The organism is Psychroflexus halocasei, from assembly GCF_900107595.1.
Taxonomy (GTDB): Bacteria; Bacteroidota; Bacteroidia; order Flavobacteriales; family Flavobacteriaceae; genus Psychroflexus; species Psychroflexus halocasei.
In genome coordinates, this window is record NZ_FNQF01000004.1 from 133,452 (window position 1) to 157,528 (window position 24,077).

At 32.4% G+C, this 24,077-nt stretch carries 23 protein-coding genes; 12 read left to right on the plus strand and 11 right to left on the minus strand.

Going from position 1 to position 24,077, the window contains the following annotated elements:
• Nucleotides 1–12: 12 nt before the first annotated feature.
• Together BLV84_RS06125 and BLV84_RS06130 are read left to right on the plus strand one after the other, a co-directional pair.
• Nucleotides 13–1,191, plus strand: a complete 1,179-nt coding sequence (locus BLV84_RS06125; RefSeq protein ID WP_093241630.1) for an acetyl-CoA C-acyltransferase — start codon at nt 13–15, stop codon at nt 1,189–1,191.
• Between the two features lie 24 nt (nt 1,192–1,215).
• Entirely contained in the window at nt 1,216–1,968 is a 753-nt protein-coding gene (locus BLV84_RS06130; protein ID WP_093241635.1) for a C40 family peptidase, read from the plus strand.
• Here BLV84_RS06130 and BLV84_RS06135 read toward each other — a convergent pair.
• Nucleotides 1,965–5,684, minus strand: a complete 3,720-nt coding sequence (locus tag BLV84_RS06135; protein ID WP_093241640.1) for a metallophosphoesterase — start codon at nt 5,682–5,684, stop codon at nt 1,965–1,967. The genes BLV84_RS06130 and BLV84_RS06135 overlap by 4 nt on opposite strands.
• A gap of 93 nt (nt 5,685–5,777) precedes the next feature.
• Between BLV84_RS06135 and BLV84_RS06140 the strand changes: the two genes are divergently transcribed.
• Nucleotides 5,778–6,623 (plus strand): HD domain-containing protein, encoded by an 846-nt coding sequence (locus tag BLV84_RS06140; RefSeq protein ID WP_317041009.1) that lies wholly within the window; start codon nt 5,778–5,780, stop codon nt 6,621–6,623.
• Nucleotides 6,623–6,979, plus strand: a complete 357-nt coding sequence (locus tag BLV84_RS12660) for a Pycsar system effector family protein (RefSeq protein ID WP_317041010.1) — start codon at nt 6,623–6,625, stop codon at nt 6,977–6,979. Before BLV84_RS06140 ends, BLV84_RS12660 begins: the two co-directional genes overlap by 1 nt.
• On the opposite strand, the gene BLV84_RS06145 is transcribed toward BLV84_RS12660, so the two are convergent.
• Nucleotides 6,971–9,337 (minus strand): GAF domain-containing protein, encoded by a 2,367-nt coding sequence (locus BLV84_RS06145; protein WP_093241645.1) that lies wholly within the window; start codon nt 9,335–9,337, stop codon nt 6,971–6,973. The two genes, BLV84_RS12660 and BLV84_RS06145, sit on opposite strands and share 9 nt — an antisense overlap.
• A 141-nt stretch (nt 9,338–9,478) precedes the next feature.
• Between BLV84_RS06145 and BLV84_RS06150 the strand changes: the two genes are divergently transcribed.
• Nucleotides 9,479–10,597 carry a TlpA disulfide reductase family protein gene (locus BLV84_RS06150; protein WP_093241650.1) on the plus strand — a complete coding sequence of 373 codons (1,119 nt, stop codon included), beginning with the start codon at nt 9,479–9,481 and terminating at the stop codon, nt 10,595–10,597.
• Between the two features lie 86 nt (nt 10,598–10,683).
• Here the strand turns inward: BLV84_RS06150 and queA are convergent, their stop codons facing one another.
• The 9 genes from queA to BLV84_RS06190 form a co-directional block, all read right to left on the minus strand.
• Nucleotides 10,684–11,733: a tRNA preQ1(34) S-adenosylmethionine ribosyltransferase-isomerase QueA gene (gene queA / locus BLV84_RS06155; RefSeq protein WP_093242259.1), complete on the minus strand. Its 1,050-nt coding sequence runs from the start codon at nt 11,731–11,733 to the stop codon at nt 10,684–10,686.
• Between the two features lie 87 nt (nt 11,734–11,820).
• The gene (gene aroA / locus BLV84_RS06160; protein WP_234953102.1) at nt 11,821–13,044 is read right to left on the minus strand and encodes a 3-phosphoshikimate 1-carboxyvinyltransferase; all 1,224 of its coding nucleotides are present in this window, start codon (nt 13,042–13,044) and stop codon (nt 11,821–11,823) included.
• A gap of 4 nt (nt 13,045–13,048) precedes the next feature.
• Nucleotides 13,049–13,300, minus strand: a complete 252-nt coding sequence (locus tag BLV84_RS12430; RefSeq protein ID WP_143521331.1) for a hypothetical protein — start codon at nt 13,298–13,300, stop codon at nt 13,049–13,051.
• Entirely contained in the window at nt 13,300–13,626 is a 327-nt protein-coding gene (locus tag BLV84_RS06165; protein ID WP_093241660.1) for a nucleotide pyrophosphohydrolase, read from the minus strand. The genes BLV84_RS12430 and BLV84_RS06165 overlap by 1 nt, the downstream gene beginning before the upstream one ends.
• Nucleotides 13,627–13,629: 3 nt before the next feature.
• Nucleotides 13,630–15,627, minus strand: coding sequence for a DUF3857 domain-containing protein (locus BLV84_RS06170; protein ID WP_093241665.1), 1,998 nt, complete (start codon nt 15,625–15,627; stop codon nt 13,630–13,632).
• 7 nt (nt 15,628–15,634) lie between these two features.
• The gene (locus BLV84_RS06175) at nt 15,635–17,512 is read right to left on the minus strand and encodes a DUF3857 domain-containing transglutaminase family protein (RefSeq protein ID WP_093241670.1); all 1,878 of its coding nucleotides are present in this window, start codon (nt 17,510–17,512) and stop codon (nt 15,635–15,637) included.
• A gap of 56 nt (nt 17,513–17,568) precedes the next feature.
• Nucleotides 17,569–18,012 carry a D-aminoacyl-tRNA deacylase gene (gene dtd / locus BLV84_RS06180; protein WP_093241674.1) on the minus strand — a complete coding sequence of 148 codons (444 nt, stop codon included), beginning with the start codon at nt 18,010–18,012 and terminating at the stop codon, nt 17,569–17,571.
• Nucleotides 18,012–18,965 (minus strand): ribosome small subunit-dependent GTPase A, encoded by a 954-nt coding sequence (gene rsgA, locus BLV84_RS06185; protein WP_093241680.1) that lies wholly within the window; start codon nt 18,963–18,965, stop codon nt 18,012–18,014. Before rsgA ends, dtd begins: the two co-directional genes overlap by 1 nt.
• Nucleotides 18,966–20,054 carry a bifunctional 3-deoxy-7-phosphoheptulonate synthase/chorismate mutase type II gene (locus tag BLV84_RS06190; protein ID WP_093241684.1) on the minus strand — a complete coding sequence of 363 codons (1,089 nt, stop codon included), beginning with the start codon at nt 20,052–20,054 and terminating at the stop codon, nt 18,966–18,968.
• Between the two features lie 124 nt (nt 20,055–20,178).
• On the opposite strand from BLV84_RS06190, the gene BLV84_RS06195 reads away from it, so the two are divergent.
• The 7 genes from BLV84_RS06195 (at nt 20,179) to BLV84_RS06225 (ending at nt 24,071) form a co-directional block, all read left to right on the plus strand.
• Nucleotides 20,179–21,075 (plus strand): ATP-binding cassette domain-containing protein, encoded by an 897-nt coding sequence (locus tag BLV84_RS06195; RefSeq protein WP_093241689.1) that lies wholly within the window; start codon nt 20,179–20,181, stop codon nt 21,073–21,075.
• A 138-nt stretch (nt 21,076–21,213) separates the two neighbouring features.
• A complete protein-coding gene (locus BLV84_RS06200) occupies nt 21,214–21,774 on the plus strand; it encodes a helix-turn-helix domain-containing protein (RefSeq protein WP_093241694.1) in 561 nt (186 codons plus the stop codon).
• Between the two features lie 95 nt (nt 21,775–21,869).
• Nucleotides 21,870–22,460, plus strand: coding sequence for a hypothetical protein (locus BLV84_RS06205; RefSeq protein ID WP_093242264.1), 591 nt, complete (start codon nt 21,870–21,872; stop codon nt 22,458–22,460).
• Between the two features lie 72 nt (nt 22,461–22,532).
• Nucleotides 22,533–22,922, plus strand: a complete 390-nt coding sequence (locus BLV84_RS06210) for a group III truncated hemoglobin (protein ID WP_093241698.1) — start codon at nt 22,533–22,535, stop codon at nt 22,920–22,922.
• Nucleotides 22,922–23,272, plus strand: a complete 351-nt coding sequence (locus tag BLV84_RS06215; RefSeq protein ID WP_093241703.1) for a DUF488 domain-containing protein — start codon at nt 22,922–22,924, stop codon at nt 23,270–23,272. The genes BLV84_RS06210 and BLV84_RS06215 overlap by 1 nt, the downstream gene beginning before the upstream one ends.
• Before the next feature lie 2 nt (nt 23,273–23,274).
• Complete coding sequence (locus BLV84_RS06220; RefSeq protein ID WP_093241711.1) at nt 23,275–23,595, plus strand: phosphoribosylpyrophosphate synthetase; 321 nt, start codon at nt 23,275–23,277, stop codon at nt 23,593–23,595.
• Between the two features lie 11 nt (nt 23,596–23,606).
• Entirely contained in the window at nt 23,607–24,071 is a 465-nt protein-coding gene (locus BLV84_RS06225; RefSeq protein WP_093241715.1) for a hemerythrin domain-containing protein, read from the plus strand.
• Nucleotides 24,072–24,077 lie beyond the last annotated feature (6 nt).

Below are 24,077 nucleotides of genomic sequence, written 5' to 3' on the forward strand. Positions count from 1 at the left end.
AAAAAATAAAACATGAGTAAAGAAGTCGTTATAGTAAGCGCTGCGCGTACGCCAATCGGGAGTTTTTTAGGAAGTTTATCTTCAATTCCCGCTACAAAACTTGGCTCAATCGCGATCAAAGGTGCTTTAGATAAAATCAATTTAAAACCAGAATTAGTCAACGAAGTTTTAATGGGAAATGTTGTGCAAGCTAACAACGGTCAAGCTCCTGCACGTCAAGCTGCTATTGGTGCTGGCATTCCTGATAAGGTTCCTGCAACCACAGTGAATAAAGTCTGTGCAAGCGGAATGAAAGCTGTTATGCAAGCTGCTCAGTCTATCGCTCTCGGTGATGCTGATGTTGTCGTTGCTGGCGGCATGGAAAACATGAGTATGATTCCTCATTATTTACCTATGAGAAAAGGCAAAAAATTTGGTCCTGCTCAAATGGTAGATGGTTTACAAAAAGATGGACTTGTAGATGCTTACAGTCAAGAAGCTATGGGAACCTGCGCTGACTTATGCGCCACTGAACATAATATTTCTCGTGAAGATCAAGATGCTTTTGCGATTGAATCTTATAAAAGAAGTGCCAAAGCTTGGGAAGAAGGAAAGTTTGATAATGAGGTTGTTCCTGTTGAAATTCCTCAACGTCGCGGAGAACCTATCATTTTCAAAGAAGATGAAGAATATAAAAATATCAAACTCGATAAAATACCAAACCTTCGTGCTGCATTTTCTAAAGAAGGAACTGCTACTGCTGCAAACTCATCAACAATAAATGATGGTGCTGGTGCAATGGTATTAATGAGTCGTGAAAAAGCTGATGAACTTGGTCTTAAAGTTTTAGCTACTATCAAAAGTTATGCTGATGCTGCTCAAGAGCCAAAATGGTTCACAACCGCTCCTGCAAAAACTGTCCCTTTAGCAATTGAAAAGGCAAATTTAAAAATTGAAGATATTGAGTATTTCGAATTTAATGAAGCATTCTCTGTCGTTGGTATTGCTAACACAAAACTTCTTAATATTGATGAAAGTAAAGTAAATGTCAATGGTGGCGCTGTTTCGTTGGGTCACCCACTTGGATGTTCTGGTGTGCGTATTCTTATTACTTTACTGAACGTATTAGAGCAAAATAATGCAAAACTTGGTGCCGCTGGTATTTGTAATGGTGGTGGTGGTGCCTCTGCTGTCGTTTTAGAAAGAGCTTAATTATTTAATTCAAATTATATTCAAATGCAATACGGAATTTGCGAACTCAGCATCGTTCCTGTGAGATCGGAAGCTAATGATGCTTCAGAAATGGTAACACAATTACTTTATGGTGATCATTTCAAAATTATAGAAGAACGTAAAAAATGGGTCAGAATCCGTATTGCATTTGATCATTATGAAGGCTGGATTGACAAGAAACAAGCTAAATTTATTACTGAAGAAATTTATGAGGCTTGCCATAATAATGCTGCTTATTCAGCTGACTTAATCGATATTGTTAATCTTAATGAACAACAAGTCCTCAGCATTTGTGCTGGCTCTAATGTTGCAGCTTCTCAAATCTTAAATCACCATTTTGAAGGAAGATTTCAAACAGGTCAAAACTTCATGAGATCTCAGCTTTTAGATACAGCGATGCTTTACCTCAATGCTCCATATCTTTGGGGTGGAAAAACACCATTTGGTATTGATTGTAGTGGTTTGACTCAAATGGTTTATAAAACTAATGGCATTATGCTTCATCGTGATGCTTCTCAACAAGCACTTCAGGGACAAACACTTTCATTTATTGAAGAAACTCAAATTGGAGATTTAGCATTTTTCGATAACCAAGAAGGAAATATTATCCATGTCGGAATCATGATGGGTGATAATTACATTATTCATGCACATGGAAAAGTTCGCGTTGACAGGATTGACCACACTGGTATTTTTAATGTCGACACACGAACTTACTCACATCAATTAAGAGTTTTAAAAACATATGCCAATTAGAATTTTGTCACCAAACCAAATGAAAAATGGAAACCATCTTTTCCGTGGAAAAGATTAAATTGTCCACTTGCTATTTGAGCTGCATTTATCCAAAATCCTCCTCCATAAGAATTATGCCATTTGTTTGAATCTTCATTTGGAACCCATACTCGACCTACATCTCCTCCTCCAAAAACACCTAATTGAAGAGGTAAAAATGATGTGCGAATTTCATTAAAAACATATCTTATATCTGCATTACCAGCAAGTGTTGATTTTCCTGTAAACCTTTCTCTTCTATAACCTCTTAATCCAGATTGCGCACCTAAGTGAGCTGCTTGATAAAAATTAAAATCCTCCTTAAATCTCAACTGCGACTGAACCTGAGTTCTTAAAACCAAGCGACGTGATTGAGATAATGGATTAAAAAATTCAAGTGATGGGTTTAGGCTAAAAAAGTTATCAGAGCTGGTTAAGTCTTGTGTGAAGCCAGCGTTCAAATCAAAATTCATTCCTTTTGCTGGTGCAAGTTTGTCATCATAACTTTCATATTGGTAAGTTGTCTCTGCATTTAAAAAATGCTGATTTGAGAAGAAGTCTTCATCACTAAGTTCTAAGTCATCACCTATTGCATCGATAAATCGACCTCCTGATCGTTTGACTTTTAAAGCGTTGTAATTCAATCTTAACTCGTAAAAACTACCATATTTAGATTCTCTTCTTAAACCAATGCTCGCCTGTAAATCTCTTAATCTAACGCGGTTGTATTTTTTACCAAAATCACTTTCATTATTAATACTTGTATTGCTATAGCCGAAAAAATTATGAGCAAAACTTGGACTTTTGTATGATACGCCTGCAAATCCATTAAAATCACCAATAATATCTGCGTGAGCTATTTCGTAGGACAAATTATAACTTTGTGTTCCAAAATAAAAGCCTGCTTTAATTTTATGTTGCGTTGTATAATCTTCACCATAAAAACCTTTATGCCTAAAAGTCGCTAATCCACCAATCAAAAAACCATCATCAGGATTGTAACCAAAATTAGGGACAGTCATTCTCGTGTTATGAATTGTTTTTCCTCTTAAAAAAACATTTTCTTCATAGTTATCTGATAATTTCTTTCTTGCTTTAAAATCATCAGAGAATTCACTTTTTGAAGATTTATAATCATGAACTATAACTTTTCTTTGTTTACCAACATTGTAAGTGTCTTTACCATGACCGCCAATTAGCCTGATTTTTATTTTAGATTTATTAGAACCCGTTACTGTAAATATGTCATCATCATCAAGACCATAAATCCAAAGTTCCTGAGTCAACTCATCTGTGTAAGTATTTTCAACAAATAAATCTTCTCTTTCACCCTTTATATTTCTATAGATTTTTAATTGAACTTCTCGATCATTAACAAATTCAAGATCGATAAAATCATCTTTATCTGTCGCGATAACAACCTGATATTTCGCAATGACATCATAAAATTGAGAAATAATATGAACGAGATTATCCCTTCTTTTCTTAACAGTTGCTATCAATTTATCATTGGTTTCACCTTTCACTTCATTTGGCATTTGAGCAAAAGCTTTTTCAATAACATCATCAGTTATTTTTTCTTGAATAAACTCTGCAGCTGTCATCCAATCTTCCTTAGATGAATTTCTTAATAAATTTCTGTCTTGACTTCTAGAATTAAATGAATACCATTTATAATAATCCACATCATCAGAAAAAGTTTGATAAGATTTTGGAAAACTTGCCATTAAACGAACCAAATCAAAAATACCACCATCAAAACTTGCAAATACCTGATCTCTATCTCTTGGTATTGGTGAGAATATATGTGTTTTATCTTCAGTTTTAGTTTCCGCCCAACGCCATTGATCAGCATGCCTATCAAAATCACCAATCAAAATGTCAAATACTCTTGATTTGATGTATTGCTTCTCATCCACTCTATATTTTTCATCACGTTTCAGATGGTCATAAAATTTTCTGGTGCTGACGATATCATGATTCGGTGAACCAAAAAAATCAGCACCTAACCAATCATCTTGCGGCCGTTCTTCAATCATATAAATAAAACCTCCATGTTCTTTATTAAATTTCCCTAAAGCCTTTTGTTTAGGAATATAATAAATTTCAGGATTAGTATGATAAACACCCACGGTCTCGGCCATGACTGGAACCGTCATAAAAGCAAACGGATGTGAAGCCGTCATAAAGTCTTCAAGAACATTTTCTATTAATGTATGGTCAAATTCATCTCTTAAATATTCATCCTCATAAACATTCGATTGTAAAAGTTGAACTGCGTCTTTTTTGATTTGACGAATGTTATATTGTTTACCATTTTCATCTTGCATACGAAGTGAATTCGTTTGATCGCCGCCACCGAGTTGTATCGGCGTTAAGCCACCATAAAGCGTGTCAAGATCAACAGTTTTAAACTTCATTTTTTTGAAATAAAGCGCTCTGTAATGTTCACCGAAAATGCTTTTATAGGTTTTGGAATCTCCTAAGGAAATATCCTCATAAATCGCTTTTGTGACGTATTGATCCTTAGATTCTTCATAGTCTATTTCTTCATCAAGGTAATGCGGTGGATTGATTTGTTGTTGATAAACAGGTACTGCTTTATCATTTTCATATTTATAAAAACGTACATAAGAAGCACCATTTTTAAGGACTGTTAATTCTGCAAAGCCTTGTGTAGGATATGCAAACTCTGAGTATCGGCCTAATTTAGCAAAAGATACTTTTGAGCCAGAGCCACTCACAATTTGCTTTGTCTCTCCTGCTTCTAAATATTGTAAATTATGTTCATGGCCAGAAGCAAAAATAACATTCCCGTATTTTTCCGCATATCTTTCAAGTTTTTTTGTTAAACTCTGGTATAATGCATTTTGAATATCTTGTTTGGAAATTCCTCCGTTAGCTCTCAAAACATTAGCTAGCGTTGCCAGAAATGGCAATGGAATTTTTTTATCTGATGGGAATAAATGCTTAGTTAACTCATATTTCCCACCATGAATTCCACTTGAATGAATTGGATGATGCATAGCCACCAAAACTGTTTTATTTTGATTTTTTTTCAATTCAGTTTCAAATTCTTCTATAAATTGCTCTCTTGTTTTGATGATTGAACAATTTTTATTGATATCAGGATTTTCATCCCAATTTTGCAAAAACCACTCAGAATCTAGAATCAATAAATAAAGTTGATCGCTGAGATCATAACCTTCAATACCACATCCAATATCAGGCTTCCATAGAAACTTAGGATCATTATCAGTGTATTTTTCCATAAACTCTTTTTGCTCAATTAAACCAGGGATTTTATGACGCCAATCGTGGTTTCCAGGAATAAAAATAACATCACCATCAAATTTTTGAAAAACATCAAGTTGCGCTTTATGTCTTTTTTCAGCTTCTTCTCTGGTTTTATGATCTTTAGGCGGCATTCCATTTTGATAAATGTTATCACCTAAAATGATGATTTTTTCAGCATGACGATGCTCATTTTCTTCAATGTAATACTCAACAGCTTTAAGTCCATCAGTGGTTCTTCCTTTGACTGAATTACCTGTATCACCAATCAATATCAACCTATTGGTAATTTCATTTTCTTCAAAATTAACAAACTCATTCTTGGAATCATCCTTAATTTTGATTTGATAATTAGCGCATGACATCAATAAAAAAAGACTGATGAGAGGTAATATTTTGTTCATATTTTTGAGCTTACAAAAAGGATACTAAAATAGCAAAATCTTAAAAGTTTATGACATTATTTTTTTACTTTTATACCTCATTAAATCTAATTCATGAATACAATTGACAAGACAGAAGCTTTTGCAGAAAAACTACTCGTATATGATATTTCAGAAGCATATCTATATCACAACATAAATCATACTAGACGGGTTGTTGAGTCTGCAAAGGAAATACTAGAACATACAAATGTTGATTCTGAGGTAGAAGAAATTATCATTGTTTCAGCTTGGTTACATGATTTAGGCTACACTGTAACTGATAAAGGCCATGAAGAAGAAAGTGTAAAAATTGCCGAAAACTTTTTAAAATCAATAGATAAAACGCCAGATTATATTAGTCGTGTTGTTAATTGTATAAGAGCGACAAAGGTTAACATTATACCTAAATCTTTAGAAGAAGAAATTATCAAAGACGCTGATTGTAGTCACTTTGCCTCTGATGACTTTAAGGAAATTTCTGAACTTCTTAGACAAGAAATTAAGCGTTTAGGTAAGCAAAACTACACCATCAGAGAGTGGCGTGAGGAAAACATAGATATGCTCTCCAATAAGCATAATTTTTACTCATCATACGCAATCAAAGAATGGTCTTCTAAAAAAGAAGATAACTTAATGAATTTGATTAAAAAGAAAAACAAGATTAAGAAGAAATATGAAAAAGAAGAAGCTAAAGCAAAGTACAAAGCGAAATATAAAAACGAAAATCCTGAGAGAAGTATTCAAACATTATTTAGGATCACACTTCGTAACCATCTTAAACTGAGCGATATTGCTGATACAAAAGCTAACATTTTACTTTCTGTCAATGCGATTATCATCTCTTTAGCTTTATCAAACATTATCCCTAAGCTTGACAATCCATCAAATCAACATTTGATGATACCAACCTTAATTTGATGATACCAACCTTAATTTTAGTTATTTTTAGCGTTGCTGCAATTATTTTATCAATAATGTCAACAAAACCAAACGTTACATCAGGTGAATTCAATAAGGAGGAAGTTAAAGAGCGTAAAGTCAATATTTTATTTTTTGGTAATTTTCATAAAATGAAATTTGAAGATTACCATTGGGGAATACAACAAATTATAGACGACAAAGATTATGTTTATGAAGCCTTAACAAAAGATCTCTACTACCTCGGTATTGTTTTAGAGAGAAAATATAAACTCCTACGCATCACCTATACGGTTTTCTTATTAGGAATTATCGTTTCTGTTATGAGTTTTATTATAGCTTTTTATTTAATGTAATTGCTTCATCAACTCATCATAGCTTATTGTTTGCTTCTCGTTTTCTTCCATGTGATAACACACTTCAATACGCAAAGCCTTTAAGCCTGAAACACCTTGTACATCTTCAAGTATCAAATCTTCAACTTGATTAGAAATATATTTTTTACTTTGTAAATAAGAAATATATTTTTTGTACTCGTTTTTCATCTCTGATGATGTATAAACAATTGCAATTTTTCCTTTTTGAGTGATACGTTCATCAGTTCCTTTAATCAAAGCTTTGTCAATTCTTTTTTTAATCACTTCATATCTCGCATTATAGGTTCCATCAACATCAAATTTCTTTTCATCCATACGATAACGTATAGACAACTGGGAATTGAAAACCAATATCATGGATGCAGCTTGAAGTGGTAAATCAGCGTGATCTTGAATTTTATAAAATTCATTTTCCATTTCACACATGACTTGAAGTTGCCATAAACGCAGGTTTTGCAATAATACATGACTGAATTTTTTTGAACTCGAAATACTTTGGCCTATGTATAAGTTATGCTCAACACCATCAGTTTTATAACGTTCAAAGTAATGTGGAAATATTTTCTGCGCTTCAAGTTGTTTTTGATCGATATACTCAGCTAGTTTTTCATTACTTTCGTGAACAGTTTGATCAAATTCTTTTCGACGCTCATAAATTAAATTATTGTCTTTACTTAACAATTGGTTATAGGAAAGTATCTTTTTATCAAGACTAGGTTCCTCGTCTATAATATGGTCAAGAACTGGGTCAAGCTCATTAAAAATTAAACTTGAAACACGCTGCTCAAGATTAGCTGTAAAATTATTTTCTATTTTATCTAAATATTCTCTTATTCTAAAAATTGAGTGTTCATATATGGGTAAAGAGGATAACTTATTAGCGTCCTCAAATATATCCAGCATGATATTTAGCTGTTTATTCAAATCATATTCGATGGCTTTATTCCTTTCTTCAGATGAAGCGACAATATCAATTTGACCATAAAGTGGAAAAACATCACTAAAAATAATATCCTCAAACTCATAATTTTTGCCGTTATCTTTCGCCTCTATATATTTATGTGCTTCTTTCTCAAACCTCCATTCGACACTTTCATGAATTGAAGTACATTTGCTTTGTATAACAGCCTTAACACGGTTTTGTTGCTCAATCTTATTGCGTTCAGCAGAAGCGTATAAATATGGTAAAACCGCATTAAGTTTGATCGCATTAATTTGATTTAACTGATTTTTTTGACGAGCAACTATTTCAAGAATACCTATAATGTTACCTCCTTTAGAGATGGGTGCAAGAATCACAGATTTAAAACCTTTTGAAATTAAATTTTCAGAAAGCTTCATGTCGTTATGATTTTGATTGTATTTTTCAACATCAGAGATACAGAAATAATCTCCCTTTACAGCTAAATTTCGAAGTGAATCTTGACAAATAACATTCTCACATTTCTCAGAAATCAGATCTCCCAATATAAAACTTTCAATTTTTTCACTATCGATGACGTTGAATGTCTTTTTATCTTGATTAAAAAGTGTAAACCCAAACTCTAAATCATCCACATTAAACATGTTGCGAAAAACAGAAGTGAGTTGATCGTAGACAACAACATCATTTTTCAAACTATTATTGATGAGTACCGTTTTGAGCCTTGAAACTTGCTCATCAATTGTGACATCTGAAAAACTAAAGAGTGTAAATCCCTTAAAATGCCAAGAATTTTTCGGAAAATATGATTCCCACAAATCAATATCTTTAGGATTTGACATTAATAAATCAACATCTTCATCTGTTATTTCAACTGCTTTATCTAAAGGTTCTATTTCAACAAAATCAGAGTTAACAAAAAGACGATAAGTTTTTATTTTTCCATCCTTATCTGGAATATCGTAATAAAGAGGAATTCTGTAATCTATCTGACAACCATAATATTCATTTAAAATTATGACGCAAGCAAAAATATAATTTAGCTCTACATTAAATTCCCTTGGCGATAATTCATAACCATCTCCAGCCTCTGACAAAATCTTATCTAACCGATCAGATTTACAGAAAATTGTTGGGATAAAAGGGACAGTGGCCGCTTTAATCTCATTATTCGAGAGCATATTTGGAAAAATATCATCAAGGACAACTTTTATGATATCATCATACAATTTAAGCTTCTTATCAATATCAACACCCTCTACAAGCTCAGGATACTTCGCTATGTATTCTAGCAAAGATTCTATATAATTCTTAGCAATAGGATTTTTTTCGGTTCGAAGTCGTTCTTTATAAAGTTGAATAACTTTTTTAAAGCTAACCGAAATTTTAAAAGGGAATTGATAATTTTGTTTCATAATCTCGCATAATCATAGACAGAGACACGAAAATACGAAATTTTAAATCGAACACTCACACAGGCTGTTACATTAACACCATATTAAACTTTTTTACAAGGAAAATAATTTAATAAATGTAACTTTGTAAAAAATATTTTTATGCGTAAGTTATTAACAATATGCCTTATCGGAAGCGCTCTATTTCAGAGTTGCGAAAAAACTCCTGATACCCAAATTAAAGGAACTGCAAACGATCTCAGTGATGGAACAAATATCTATCTCAGTAAATTAGGTAAATCTCAAAGTATTCAGGCTGTTGATACTTTTCAAGTTAAACAAAATAGTTTTGCTTCAGAATTACCAGAACCAAATCATCAAGAAATTTACCTTTTGAGTGTTGAAGGGCTTGACAGACAAAACTTAATCTTCATCAATGAAGGTCACGATGTGGAAATTGAGTTGAACAAAAACAACTTAAGAGATTCAAAAATTACTGGTGGTCCACAAACTGAGCAAATGACGAAATACCTTGATAAACAAATGGATTTTGCAACTAAAGCAAATAATCTTCAAGGTGAAATCACACAAGCTAAAGTTCAAAACAACCAAGAAGAATTTTCTAAAAAAATGGCAAAATTCAATGAACTTAAAGAAGAGAATTTAGCTTATAGAAAACATATTGTCAATACAAATCCTAACTCAATTGTTAGTCTGTTGATTATCAATGATTTTCTTAATCAAAAATCTTTACCAGTTGAAGAGTCTAAAAAATTATTGGCAACACTTACGCCTGAAGTCAGAGATACTGAGATGGGTCGCAGCATTAATAAAAACTTAGCTTCAGTAAAGGCGACTGATATCGGTGCTTTTGCTCCTAAATTTGAAGGGCCAACACCAGATGGAGGAACACTGTCCCTAGAAGATGCTATGGGGAAAATCACATTGATTGATTTTTGGGCTTCTTGGTGTAGACCATGCCGTGTCGAAAACCCAAATATCGTTGCTATTTACAATGATTACAAAGACAAAGGTTTTGATGTTATTGGAGTTTCTCTTGATCGACCAAATCAAAAAGACCGTTGGTTAAAAGCAATTGAAGATGATAAGTTAGACTGGCATCATGTTTCTAACCTTCAATTTTGGAATGATCCTATTGCAAAATTGTATGGTGTTAGGAGTATTCCTCGCGCTTTTTTAATCGATGAAGAAGGAAAGATTATTGCTAAGAATCTAAGAGGTCAACAATTAAGAGATAAAGTTGCTGAATTATTAGATTAATTTTTTAATAAATTTCATAAAATCAAAAGGCTCTGAAAATTCAGAGCCTTTTTTTATGATTAAAACTGATGACTATTTGAAATTGATTAGATAATCAACATAGCGTCACCATAAGAATAAAATCTATAATTTTCCTTAACAGCTTCCTTGTAAGCTTTCTCCATTAATTCATGGCCAGCGAAAGCAGAAATCATCATTAATAATGTAGATTTAGGCATATGGAAGTTTGTAACCATGCAGTTTGCTATGCTGAAATCATAAGGAGGGAAAATAAATTTATTTGTCCAGCCTTCATATTCATTTAAGCGTTGATTTGAACTTACAGCGCTTTCTAAAGTACGCATAACAGTTGTTCCAACAGCACAAATTCTTCTTTTTTCATCTAAACCTCTGTTGATAATTTCAGTTGCTTCTTTTTCAATACAGATTTCCTCTGAATCCATTTTATGTTTAGATAAATCTTCGACTTCAACAGGGTTGAAAGTTCCTAATCCAATATGTAAAGTAACATCTGCAAAATTAACGCCTTTAATTTCTAAACGCTTCATCAAATGCTTTGAAAAGTGCAAACCTGCAGTTGGTGCAGCTACAGCACCTTCATTTTTTGCATAAATTGTTTGGTAACGTTCTTCATCTTCAGGTGAAACATCTCTTTTAATATATTTCGGTAAAGGCGTCTCTCCTAACTCACGCATTTTAGATCTAAAATCTTCGTAAGAACCATCATATAAAAAACGTAACGTACGACCACGAGATGTTGTATTATCAATAACTTCAGCAACTAAACTCTCATCTTCTCCGAAGTAAAGTTTATTTCCAATTCTGATTTTACGAGCTGGGTCAACCAAAACATCCCATAAACGTGTTTCAGGATTTAACTCTCTTAACAGAAAAACTTCAATTCTCGCTCCAGTTTTTTCTTTATTCCCGTATAAACGTGCGGGAAAAACTTTTGTGTCGTTGAAAACCATGACATCATCTTCATCAAAATAATTGATAAGATCCTTAAACATCTTGTGTTCAATGGTTCCTGTCTTTCTGTCAATAACCATCAATTTAGATTCATCACGGTGCTCCGCTGGATGTTCTGCTAATAAGTCGTCAGCCAATTCAAAAGTGAATTGAGATAATTTCATTCCCATAGTAGTGTTTTTTCGAATTTGCAAATATAAGCTTTGCGCATAGCGGTTGTCAAGTATTCTGACTTATATTTTTATTAAATTTTAACTTTTTATTGAAATACCAAGTTTTCTCAAGTCATTCCAGAAGTTAGGATATGATTTTGAAACCACATTTTCATCTTTAATTTTTATAGGAATTAACAATGTAAGCGGCGCAAAAGCCATTGCCATGCGGTGATCTTGATAAGTATAAACTTCAACATCAGAATTTAAAACACTTGGCGTTTTCATTTTTAACTGAGAAAGATTGATTTCAACTTCTGCTCCAAATTTTTCTAATTCATTTTTTAAAGCAATTAAACGATCGGTTTCTTTAATCTTTAAAGTTTTTAAACCTGATAATTCACAATCGATTCCTAAAGCCAGACAAGTCACAGCTATTGTTTGAGCTAGATCTGGTGTTTCAATAAGATTAAATTTTAAGAAATCAGGATATACCTTAGTCTTCTTATAAAGCATAAGCTGCTTATCTCCTATTTGTTCGACACCGACACCAAATTTTTGATAAAACTTAATGAGTTGAGCATCACCTTGTAAACTTTGTTGACGGTAATTTGATAATTTAATTTTTAAATCATCAGAAATGGCAACAAAACTAAAAAAGTATGAAGCAGAACTCCAATCTGATTCAATATGAAATGCTATAGGTTTAACTTCTTTTAAAGGATGGATATTTATCTTGTCACCAGATTTCTCATATTGAACACCAATTTTATTCAAGATTTGAAGTGTCATTTCGACATAAGGCTTTGAAGTCAATTGATCTTCAATTTGTAAATGCAACCCATTCTCTAATTTAGGAGCGATAAGCATTAATGCTGAAATGTATTGACTACTGACAGCTCCTGAAATAGAAACTTTATCTTGTTTAAGTGTTAAGCCCTTAATTTTTAAAGGCGGAAATCCATCTTTTTCGAGATAAGAAATATCAGCGCCTAAAGTTCTTAAAGCGTCAACTAAAACCGAGATAGGTCGATTGTGCATGCGCTGACTCCCTTTTAAAATGAAAGTTTGAGAATCAGTTACAGCACACAATGCAGTGAGAAAACGCATTGCAGTCCCAGCATGTTCAACGTCAATTTCAATGATTTCTGAAGAATCATCAAAGCGTTTTAGTGCACTTTCAAGATGTTGCGTATCGTCACTATTAGATAAATTAAGAAGTTCAAGGTTTTTAAATAAATGTTTGAGAACCAATAAACGATTAGATTCGCTTTTTGAGCCTGTAATTTGAATATCGGCCTGATCCACCAATTGATTCAACATGAGGCTAATCATCTTCTCTGCGTGCTTGTTCTTTAATTTTGCCTTTAAACTTGAAATAGCTGACAATAAAACCATAAATGCAACCACTTGCAATACCTCCTAAAATCAATTTACCAACGTGCTCAATCGTGTAAACATCAAAATTAGAATCGTTTGTAAAAAAGAAATCTATGATCATGTAAACAACACAAAACATGCCCGCTAGTGCGAATACTGACTTCCAGAATCCTGGGTAATTAACTATTCTTTGAAACATTACTTTAATTTTTTATTGGCGTGATGGCGATCGTGATCACGTTTGGTTTTTATATCTAATTTTTTATCAAAAGCATCTTGAAGATCGATTCCTGTTTGATTGGCTAAGCAAAGTACAACAAAAACAACATCAGCTAGCTCTTCACCTAAATCTTTCTTTTTATCGCTTTCTTTTTCGCTTTGCTCACCATATCGTCTTGCAATAATCCTGGCTACTTCTCCAACTTCTTCAGTGAGTTGAGCCATATTTGTTAATTCATCAAAATAACGAACACCATGTTCTTTAATCCAATGATCAACTGCTTTTTGGGCATCTTCAATATTCATAAATTAGACTTTTTTTAGAACGATTTTTTCATTTTCTTTTTCAACAATTGTTTGGAAAAACTCTTTTAAACTCTGATAAAAATCTGCCGGTAAAATATTGGCTTTAATTGTTGTTGTGACACTTAATTGAATTTTGTTTTCATTAGCTGCTGCAAAATACTTGAACATTCCTTTATCATTTGGTAAAGCTATCACTGATTGCTCAGGCACATAATCTGGCATATATCCTTCAGGGATATTAATTGTCAACATCAATTTAGACTCTCTTGGATAAGTAAAGTCAATTGGGTAATCACGAGTTTTTGTTTTAAAAGGATTTTCATCAAGTGCTAAAAATAACATTGGCGAAATATATAATTTTCCGCCGATGATATCAACATAATTTGATTCAGATTTAAAATCAAATGTTTGCATCACAGGTTTTGAAATATCCTCTACATCGGAATTTGACAGATTAGATATTTTAGTGTTTTGATATTTATTTTCGAGTGTTTCTGTCTGGTCTTCAATTGATTTTTTTGAAATATTTGATCTATAATTCAAAGCAAAATAGTCGAAATAAACTCTTCTAATTTTACCACTAATTTCTCCTTCGGTAGATAAATCAGCACTGAGCATTGTATTTATTTTAGAAACTTTTGTTGGCATTAAGTCAATCTCGCTTGTAAATCCTGATTCTGTAATAATAATACCGTTCCAGTTTAAAGCACGTCTAGGTAACAGATTAGGTTTAGAGTATTTACTCGTTGCATCTAATAAGTAAGTTTGACCGTCAATTCTTACAAGAGATGTGACATAATTAAGACCAGAAATTGTCGGTGAAAAAGGAATCCCATTAGAGATCGTACTACTCAAAACAGGCTTTGCATCAAGTTTAGCATATTGCAACATCGCATTTAACATGATGTTGATATCAGCTGAATTACCTCTTCCTTCTTTATATACTTTTTGAATTTTATCTGAAGTAAACAAACGGTTTTTTTTATTCCATTCCATTTTTGATTTGACAAACTCAAAAATGTGATTCATCTTATCATAATCAGAACCTGACTTTAAAATAATTTTATCAATATCACTTTTAAAATAATTTTGTTTACTGATTTGATCTCCAAAATTATTAGACTTATAGATTGCTTTGGTGACATCCCCCCAATTAACATTCAGAATGTTTCTTTTAGCATTTTGGGCAAAACCACGATAAGCAAGTAATTCATATTTGACTGACGTCAAGTAATTATTAATGTTATTAACGTAAGATTCACCTGAAATTTTTGGAATATTTTCCGCGTGATGAACAATCTTTTTAAAATTTGTTTCAAAAGAAGCTCTTTTTGTACTTCTTGCTGTTTCAGAATTAATTGCATCAACTTTCCCTGATGCAAATTCTTCAGAGGTATAAACATGATGAAAACCTCTGATAATAGGTTTATAATTTAAAAATTTATCAGGAAAATTATAATTTATAACAGAATAATCTACAGGAATATCTTGTTGAAAATTCCATGTTGGCAGTGTACTAACATGTGGTGAAGTGTATCTACAAGAATATTCAATTATAGAACCGTCTTCCACTTTAGGAAAGGCAAATTTGATCTTGTTAACAACATCATTGATCTCTTCTTCAAAAATATCCTTTTTCGAAACTTTAGTTTCAACGATTTCACCATCTACTAAGTTATAAATGACAGCTTTGAGATAACTAATAGATTCGCTTTCTGCATTGGAATTACCTTTGTAATATGGAATTTCAATATTTGCTTGGTCATAACCATCTTGGTTATAAATTTTAATTCTCGTTTTAACATCGAGTCTGTAATTCCAACCACTATCATAATTAAAATCCAAATCTCCTTGATCAAAAAGTATGGCAGCTGAAGCTGTCGAATCTTTGGGATGAACATTTTGTGTTAAATCCTCTATACTCACCTCTTTCATTTCAACTTGGCTGTATGCACTTGTTGATAAAGCAATAAGACAAATGATTATGATATATTTTTTCATGATTTGATTAGTTTAGAATTAATTTGGATTGATCATTTCTAGAGATTTCATTTAAAAAATTGACGAAATCTTCATATTCCTCTTTTTCATAATTATTCTTATAAACTTCTAAATTTCGATTAACAATAAGTTTGTTTTCATCTTGAAGTGAAAAATGAAGCTCATATTTACCGAATTTAGAATCTATAGTTACGTTTTCAGGTAAATAGCCTACTTTATAATCTCCAAGTAAAAATTCGTATTGATCTACATCTTTGTAACCTCGCATCAATTGAAAAGGATTTGTCCTTTCATTATATGTCTTGATAGATGGAGTGTTTTGATTAAAAGGATTGGCTGTTAATATAATATCATTACCCAATTTTTGAAGGAAATTTTGAGCGATTAGGTTGATGCTCTGAGTAAATTTGATTTCTTTCTTATCATTTTCAAAATGATAAGAATTGATTGAAAGACGATTTAAATTTGACCAATATTCTTTATAGAATTCACGCACATATTTTGGGCTTAGCCTTTCAAGAGCAGGTTTACGATTATATTGTGTTCCGTAAGACTCAATTTTAATTTCTGTATGCATGTCAAGCTGACTAAAATTAATTTGAGCGATAGATTTTTGTAAATTTTGACTATTAACATATTTTGGAGTTTCGATAATTTCTCCGCCATTTTCGTCAATTGCCAAAACTTTTCTGTTGTCAGTAAAAGTACCTAGAAAACCAAAAGGCTGAGTTTGACTTGTGCATTCGAGCCAATAATCTTCATCGTCATCTAAAACTTTTAGAATAACATGATTTCCTTGCATCGAAAAAAAATCAGGATCAATGTCGCGTTTTTCAGAGCCTGCGTAAACCACACAATACTTAGATTCAATACCTACAGATTTCAACATTGCTTTTGTATAATTGGTCAAAGCTTTACAATCGCCATATTTTTTATCATAAACATCTTCTGCTGGCATTGGTCTCCAGCCGCCAATACCCAATTGCACACTGATGTACCGACTGTTATCCTGCATAAATTGATAAATCAATTCAGCCTTTTCTCGATTAGTATCTGCATCTTGAGTTAAATTTTCAATCTCTGAAATTAAGTTAGCAGGAAGCTCATCATATCCTTTCAGAAAATTTTCATATTGCCACTGTCCAAACTCTTTCCAATTATGAGCCTCTCCTTGAACACCTTCAAGGTTGAACTTATTTAAAGCGAATTTTACAGATGGAACGAAATTTTCTAAAGACGGGCTATAAGATTCTTTCTTAACCGCAGGAATATTTTCTGCTATAAAATGGAAGTCAGATTTTTGTTTAATGTTAAAATTCTCAAAGTTTTGATTTTTAGATCGAAGTTTAATTGATGTGTTATTAATAATCTTAAATGATGAATTCTCTACCGATTGATAATACCGCCCTACTGGATAAAATGGCCTTATAAAAGCCGTATTAGAAGTTGTTAAAGTATATTCAAATTTTAATGTTACTGGATAACTTTTAGGTTTATAATCCATGTGATAGACGCGACTATCAGAATACAGTGTACCTCCAGAAACAGCGCTTTGATCAATAAAATCACGCTTTTTAAAACGTTCCTTTTCTTCACCTATTAAGTCGTAAACATAAAGATTTAAATCTTTGACTTTTGACACATCATCATAGTAAACATAAGCGCCAACTTGTTTTAAGCCTTCGCTATTAAAAACAGTTATAATTTTTGTGAAATCGATTGACATTTTATCAATCGCATCAATAGTAATCACAACATTTTTATCTCTGATAACAGAATTTGCATCAATTTTTAATGTATCCTTAATTGTTAAGGGAGAATAATCTTGAGCGCATATCGAAGAGATAAAAAAAATTAGAAAAAACTGAAAATAAATAAGTTTCATTTGTTAATTTTCTCAAAAATAGATATTTTGATTTCATTAACAAATAAAAATTCTATTTAATTAATATCGAGTATAATATTTATTGGTCCATCATTTATTGAACTGACTTGCATGTCAGCACCAAAAACACCTGATGAAACTTTATGATGGTATTGATTTTGAAGTTGCTCAACAACATAGTTATACAATTCTTCAGCAAGACCTGGTTTTGCAGCATCCATAAAACTTGGTCGATTTCCCTTTTTAGTGGATGCGTATAAAGTAAATTGACTCACCACGAGTATTTCGCCTTCTACTGAAGAAATATTGGCATTGATCGCTTTCCCTTCAGAAGGGAACAATCTGATTTTTAAAAGTTTATCAATAAATTGGTCAGCAACCTCTTTTGTATCGGTATGGGTGATACCTAAATAAACTAAATAACCTTGTTGGGCTTCTCCTATAATTTTCTGATCAACTTCTACTTTAGCATTTTTAACACGTTGGATAACTGCTCGCATTATTTTGAATTTTGGTATTGATCTTTTCTGTAATTATCATCTTCACTATCTAAAATTTGTAAATAGCTTTGATATCTAAAATAATGAATTTCATCTTCTTCTAAAGCTTCTTTTACGGCGCAATGTGGTTCGTCAATATGTAAACAATTATTGAATTTACACTCTTGTTTTAGAGCTAAAAACTCAGGAAAATAATCGCCTAACTCATTTTTATCAATATCAACAACCCCAAAACCTTTGATTCCTGGTGTATCAATAATGCGTGCATCAAAACTTAAGTCGAACATTTCAGCAAAAGTAGTGGTGTGCTGACCTTGTAAATGTTGTTCTGAAATTTGTGAAGTTTTTAAATCTAAGCCTGGCTCTAAAGCATTGATTAAAGTTGATTTACCAGTTCCACTATGGCCAGAAACCAATGAGGTTTTGCCTGTCATAATTTCTTTAACCTGATTGATATTTTTACCAGTTAAAGCAGAAATTCCGATGCATTCGTAACCAATTTCTCTGTAAGCCTCAGCCAAAAATTTCATTTCAGCAAACTCCTCTAATTCATAAGAATCAACTTTATTGAATAAAAGTGTAACTGGGATGTGATAAGCTTCAGCTGTTACTAAAAATCTATCGATGAATGTTGTGCTGGTTGGCGGATTGTTATATGTAATTAATAAAAAAGCCATGTCAATATTAGAAGCTAAAATATGGGTTTGCTTAGATAAATTGACAGATTTACGGATGATGTAATTATGACGCTCCTTAATTTCATCAATGATACCTAAAGCTTCATCACCTATTTTCTCTATTTCAAAATTAACGAGGTCACCGACAGCAACTGGATTTGTACTTTTCAGACCTTTAATTCTGAATTTACCTTTCAATTTTGCCTTTACAAAATTTCCACTTTCATCTTTTATGAAATACCAGCTTCCTGTTGATTTATAAACACGACCTTCCATTTATTTGTTTTCTTTATTAATAATCTTATGTTGGTGCTGAATAGATTCTTGATGAATTGCTTTGAGAAAGCGATTTGTAAAATCTTCTGATAAATCTATGTCTTTTGCATAGGCCGTTAATCTATCCAAAATTGCATTCCAACGTTCTGGTTGAAAGATAGCAACATTGTTTTCTTTTTTAAGTTCGCCAATCTGATCAACAATTTTCATACGTTTACTAATTGCTTCAAAAATTTGATCATCAACCACATCAACCTTAGAACGCAAGCGTAAAATTTCTTCATTAAAAGCAGACTCACCAGATTTATTCCTAATTCTCAAATCTTTTGTCATCTGATCAAGCATCTCAGGCGTAATTTGCTGTGCTGCATCACTCCAAGCTTTGTTAGGCGTGTGATGTGTTTCAACCATTATTCCATCATAATTAAGATCTAGCGCAGTCTGACAAATATCAAAAACCAAATCGCGATTTCCAGCAATATGAGAAGGATCAACGATGAGTGGTAAATCAGGAAAATTCTTTTGTAACTCAACAGCAATTTGCCATTCAGGATTATTACGATATTTTATTTTTTCATAAGTTGAAAAACCTCGGTGAATAACGCCAAGATTTCGAATATCAGCATTATAAAAACGCTCAACAGCGCCTAACCACAAAGCTAAATCAGGATTAACTGGATTTTTGATCAAAACGACCTTATCGGTACCTTTCAAAGCATCAGCAATTTCTTGAACTATAAAAGGACTTACTGTACTTCTGGCACCAACCCATAAAACATCAACATCAGCTTTAAGCGCAAGATCTACATGAGTCTTATTCGCGACTTCAGTCGCAATTTTTAAACCCGTTTCTTCTTTTGCTTTTTTAAGCCACTCTAAACCTATTGCGCCAACACCTTCAAAATTTCCTGGTCTTGTTCTTGGTTTCCAGATACCGGCGCGCATCACGCTTGTATCAGTGTTTTTGAGTTCATGTGCGATTTTTAAAACCTGCTCTTCTGTTTCAGCACTACATGGACCTGCAATAACAAGCGGATGATCGAGATGAAACTCTTTTAGCCAGTTTTTAATACTTGTATCGTTCTTCATAAGTTTTGTTGTAGCAACAAAATTAAATTATAAAATCAATAAGCCAAGACAAATCATAGCTTTTAGAAATTAATTAGTTATCATTTAATCAAAAAATAGTATCATTGATTTAAAATTTGAAAAGATGGATATTCAAGTTCAAAACTTACATAAATCATATCAAAATCAACATGTTTTAAAAGGGATCAATCTTTCAGTTAAAACAGGAGAAATAGTCGGATTACTCGGCCCAAATGGGGCAGGAAAATCGACTCTCATGAAAATATTAACTGGTTTTACAACCGCTGATGAAGGCGAAGTACATGTAATTGATAAGAATATTAATACTGATAAGCTCAATATACAGAAACAGCTTGGTTATTTACCCGAGCAAAATCCTTTGTATGATGAAATGTATGTGCGCGAATTTTTAAAATTTAATGCTAATATTTTTAAAATTAATAATCAACGCATTAAGGAAGTTATAAAACTCACACAACTGACGCCTGAAGCGAATAAGAAAATACACCAACTTTCCAAAGGTTACAAACAACGCGTTGGTATTGCTGCTGCTCTTTTACATGATCCCAAAATTCTTATTTTAGATGAACCAACAACAGGCTTGGATCCGAATCAATTGGTTGAAATCAGAGCTTTGATTAAAAAAATATCTATTGATAAAACGATTATTTTATCAACGCATATTATGCAAGAAGTTGAAGCCATTTGCAATCGTGTTGTGATTATAAAAAAGGGTGAAATTGTAAAAGATCAATCTTTAACTGATTTACAACAAAGTTCAAATCAGCAAATAATAGATGTTGAATTCAACACTGAAATAGAGATTTCACAATTAAAAGATTTAAATCATCTTATTGATGTTAAGCCGCAAAACAAGAATCATTATTACTTGGTTTTTGACACAATAGAAGATCAACGAAGTCAAGTTTTTGATTATGCTGCAGAACATAATCTCAAAATTTTGAACATGACAGCAATCAATCAAAGTTTAGAAGATTTATTTCATGAATTGACTTCGTAAGTTCAAAATAAATATCACAAAACCATTAAGCCTTACGACAAATAGTTGACAAAACAAATGACGTATGAATGTCAATAAATAAATAGTAATTAAAACTTTCTATTTTTATATTTATGATTGAATCAATGTAAAAATGTCATGAATCTTTTAGCTAAGAAAATAAGTGAACACAGGAAAATTAAAGGACTCACACAAGAAGAGTTAGCTGAGCAAGCCAAAGTCAATTTAAGAACAATACAACGTATTGAAAATTCTGAAAGTGAACCCAGAACTCAAACACTTCAATTAATTTGTGATGTTTTAGAAGTTAATGTTGAAGATATACTTTCAAGAGATCATCAAAGATATCATAAACGAATTGGTACCAAAATTATCAATTACTTCTTCTTAATTGTTATAAACATGATTCTAATGGGCATATTTGGATATCTAACTTTAGATTCAAATGCCAATCCAAATAGTGTTTTTGCAGCCTTTTTATTAAGTTTTTTAATTCATTTTTTTATTGTCATTTTTACTAAAAAAATGAACGGTTTTGAACGCCTACTTAAGTTTGGCTCAGGCTATCTCGTTTATTTCATTATCGTTATTCTTAGTTTTGGATTTCCCAAAGGTTTTGTTTCAGGCCTCTTCCCTTGCCTTCTCATTGGTTTAGCTATCTTAAATTTCGGACACTATTTTTTTAAAAGTAAATTTTAAAAAATGATAATTAGATTCAGTCACAGAGTAATTTAATGACTCTCATACCTTGTGTGAGATATTTTGTATATTTCATGAAAACAAAATTTAACATCATGAAAACCAACATCACAACATTATTTTTACTCCTATTTGGAACAGCTCTTTTTGCGCAAAGCTCAAAAGTTTTACCAAAAGAAGTACAAATCAAAATGGCTTTACAAGTTGCTCCTGAAGAAAGCCAAGCCAATGCAACTGTATATGGCTATGATCAAAAAGGCGAACTTATTCTTCTAAAAAAAGGGACAAACAACTTGATCTGCCTAGCTGATAACCCAAACAAAGAAGGCGTTAAAATTGATTGCTATAGCACGAAACTTGAACCTTTTATGTCACGAGGACGTGACCTCAAAAATGAAGGTAAAAGCGTCACAGAAATAAGAGATATCAGAAAAAAAGAAGTTGAAGCTGGCAAACTTCAAATGCCTGACGAACCAAGCATGCTTTATGTTTTTACTGGTGATGATAAAAATCTTAATCCTGAAACAGGACATCTTAAAGATGGTAAATTCAGATATGTGATTTACATTCCTTATGCCACTGTTGAAGAAACAGGAATTCCTGCAAAACCTCATGCACCTGGCATGCCATGGTTGATGGATCCTGGAACGCACAGAGCTCACATTATGGTTTCTACGCCACATTAATTTCAAGGATTTAATCGGATAAGCTTATCCTTTATCATTCAAAAAGCTTAAATTTGAGAGAAAAATAAAGCTATGAAGAAAGATATTACACATCTTGATGACGTGAAGCTTCTTGTGGATTCGTTTTATACAAAAATTCGTAATGACGGACTTTTGGCCAATATTTTTAATGAAATTATTCAGGATAATTGGCCAAAACATCTTGAGAAAATGTATCAGTTTTGGCAAACAGTTTTATTAGATGAACATACTTATTATGGTGCACCCTTTAGACCTCACGCCCATTTGCCTGTTGATAAAAGACATTTTGAAAGATGGTTGAGTTTGTTTGAAGAAACTCTTGATGAACATTTCAAGGGTGAGATAGCTGAAGAAGCGCGATGGAGAGCCAATAAAATGGCACAGATGTTTTTATTTAAAATAGAGCACCATAGACAGAATAATTCAAATCCTTTAGTTTGATGAAAAGAATTATCTTAAAAAGAGTTTACGATGATGCCAGTCAAAATGATGGCTATCGCATGCTCATTGATAGAGTTTGGCCACGTGGCGTGAGTAAAGAAGATGCAAATCTAGATGAGTGGAATAAAGAAATTGCACCATCTACAGATTTGAGAAAGTGGTTTGACCACGATGATGAAAAGTTTGATGAGTTTAAAGTGAAGTACAAAAAAGAACTCAAAGAAAATTCAGAAGATGTTAAACGCATCAACAAAATTAGGAAAGATCATCAACTCTGTTTATTGTTTGGCGCCAAAAATGAAGAATCTAATCAAGCTGTTGTTCTTAAAGAGTACTTAGAAAATAATTAATTATGGAAAATAGAAAATCATACGACACTGTCTCTGAAGCAATGAACGATTTAATGAAGCGTGGCTATACAACAGACTTTAGTTTAAAAGCAGCTGAAGATTGCATCGTTTGTAATAAACAAAACTTAAGCTTATCTGCAGATGAATTTACAATAGATGAAATCTATCGTTTCGAAGGTGAAACTGATCCTGGTGACCAAATGATACTTTACGCCATCAGCTCTGATGAGCATCAAGTGAAAGGAATGATTCTCAATGCTTACGGTATTTATGCAGATAGCGAAAAATCAAAAATTGTCAAAGAACTAGAAAAACATCTTTAATTTTAAATAGCATGTCAAAACCAAAACCTATTAAAAGGCATAGCGCCCTTATTCCTTTTAGCAGAGAACACCACCACAGCTTACTATTAGGCTGGAAAATCAAAATGGGATTTTCAAAAGATATCGCACCAGAACGCATCAAGAAATATACTGATTGGTTTTTTAAAAATCATATTTTAGAACATTTCGAAGAAGAAGAAAAGTACATCTTTCCAATTTTAGGAAATAACCATCCAATGGTTAAGAAGGCGCTCGCCGACCATCAGCGATTGATTTCTCTATTTAATGAAAAAGAGAACATTGAAGCTTCTTTAAAAAGCATTAAAGAAGAACTCGAAGCGCATATACGTTACGAAGAACGTGAATTGTTTAAAGCCATCCAATCGGATGCAACTCCAGAAGAACTTCAGAAAATAGAAGATATACACAACGAGATTAAATTTGAAGAGAATACCACTGATCAGTTTTGGTTGTAAATCATC

Bases quoted from the DNA above. Each gene is read 5' to 3' on its own strand.
- BLV84_RS06225 (WP_093241715.1), top strand. From the start codon at position 23,607: ATGTCAAAACCAAAACCTATTAAAAGGCATAGCGCCCTTATTCCTTTT.
- BLV84_RS12430 (WP_143521331.1), bottom strand. From the start codon at position 13,300: ATGTTTCAAAGAATAGTTAATTACCCAGGATTCTGGAAGTCAGTATTC.
- BLV84_RS06175 (WP_093241670.1), bottom strand. From the start codon at position 17,512: ATGAAACTTATTTATTTTCAGTTTTTTCTAATTTTTTTTATCTCTTCG.
- BLV84_RS06195 (WP_093241689.1), top strand. From the start codon at position 20,179: ATGGATATTCAAGTTCAAAACTTACATAAATCATATCAAAATCAACAT.
- dtd (WP_093241674.1), bottom strand. From the start codon at position 18,012: ATGCGAGCAGTTATCCAACGTGTTAAAAATGCTAAAGTAGAAGTTGAT.
- BLV84_RS06125 (WP_093241630.1), top strand. From the start codon at position 13: ATGAGTAAAGAAGTCGTTATAGTAAGCGCTGCGCGTACGCCAATCGGG.
- BLV84_RS06220 (WP_093241711.1), top strand. From the start codon at position 23,275: ATGGAAAATAGAAAATCATACGACACTGTCTCTGAAGCAATGAACGAT.
- BLV84_RS06215 (WP_093241703.1), top strand. From the start codon at position 22,922: ATGAAAAGAATTATCTTAAAAAGAGTTTACGATGATGCCAGTCAAAAT.
- BLV84_RS06200 (WP_093241694.1), top strand. From the start codon at position 21,214: ATGAATCTTTTAGCTAAGAAAATAAGTGAACACAGGAAAATTAAAGGA.
- queA (WP_093242259.1), bottom strand. From the start codon at position 11,733: ATGAAATTATCTCAATTCACTTTTGAATTGGCTGACGACTTATTAGCA.
- BLV84_RS06150 (WP_093241650.1), top strand. From the start codon at position 9,479: ATGCGTAAGTTATTAACAATATGCCTTATCGGAAGCGCTCTATTTCAG.
- BLV84_RS06130 (WP_093241635.1), top strand. From the start codon at position 1,216: ATGCAATACGGAATTTGCGAACTCAGCATCGTTCCTGTGAGATCGGAA.
- aroA (WP_234953102.1), bottom strand. From the start codon at position 13,044: ATGTTGAATCAATTGGTGGATCAGGCCGATATTCAAATTACAGGCTCA.
- BLV84_RS06190 (WP_093241684.1), bottom strand. From the start codon at position 20,054: ATGAAGAACGATACAAGTATTAAAAACTGGCTAAAAGAGTTTCATCTC.
- BLV84_RS06165 (WP_093241660.1), bottom strand. From the start codon at position 13,626: ATGAATATTGAAGATGCCCAAAAAGCAGTTGATCATTGGATTAAAGAA.
- BLV84_RS06145 (WP_093241645.1), bottom strand. From the start codon at position 9,337: ATGAAACAAAATTATCAATTCCCTTTTAAAATTTCGGTTAGCTTTAAA.
- BLV84_RS12660 (WP_317041010.1), top strand. From the start codon at position 6,623: ATGATACCAACCTTAATTTTAGTTATTTTTAGCGTTGCTGCAATTATT.
- BLV84_RS06170 (WP_093241665.1), bottom strand. From the start codon at position 15,627: ATGAAAAAATATATCATAATCATTTGTCTTATTGCTTTATCAACAAGT.
- rsgA (WP_093241680.1), bottom strand. From the start codon at position 18,965: ATGGAAGGTCGTGTTTATAAATCAACAGGAAGCTGGTATTTCATAAAA.
- BLV84_RS06135 (WP_093241640.1), bottom strand. From the start codon at position 5,684: ATGAACAAAATATTACCTCTCATCAGTCTTTTTTTATTGATGTCATGC.
- BLV84_RS06140 (WP_317041009.1), top strand. From the start codon at position 5,778: ATGAATACAATTGACAAGACAGAAGCTTTTGCAGAAAAACTACTCGTA.
- BLV84_RS06205 (WP_093242264.1), top strand. From the start codon at position 21,870: ATGAAAACCAACATCACAACATTATTTTTACTCCTATTTGGAACAGCT.
- BLV84_RS06210 (WP_093241698.1), top strand. From the start codon at position 22,533: ATGAAGAAAGATATTACACATCTTGATGACGTGAAGCTTCTTGTGGAT.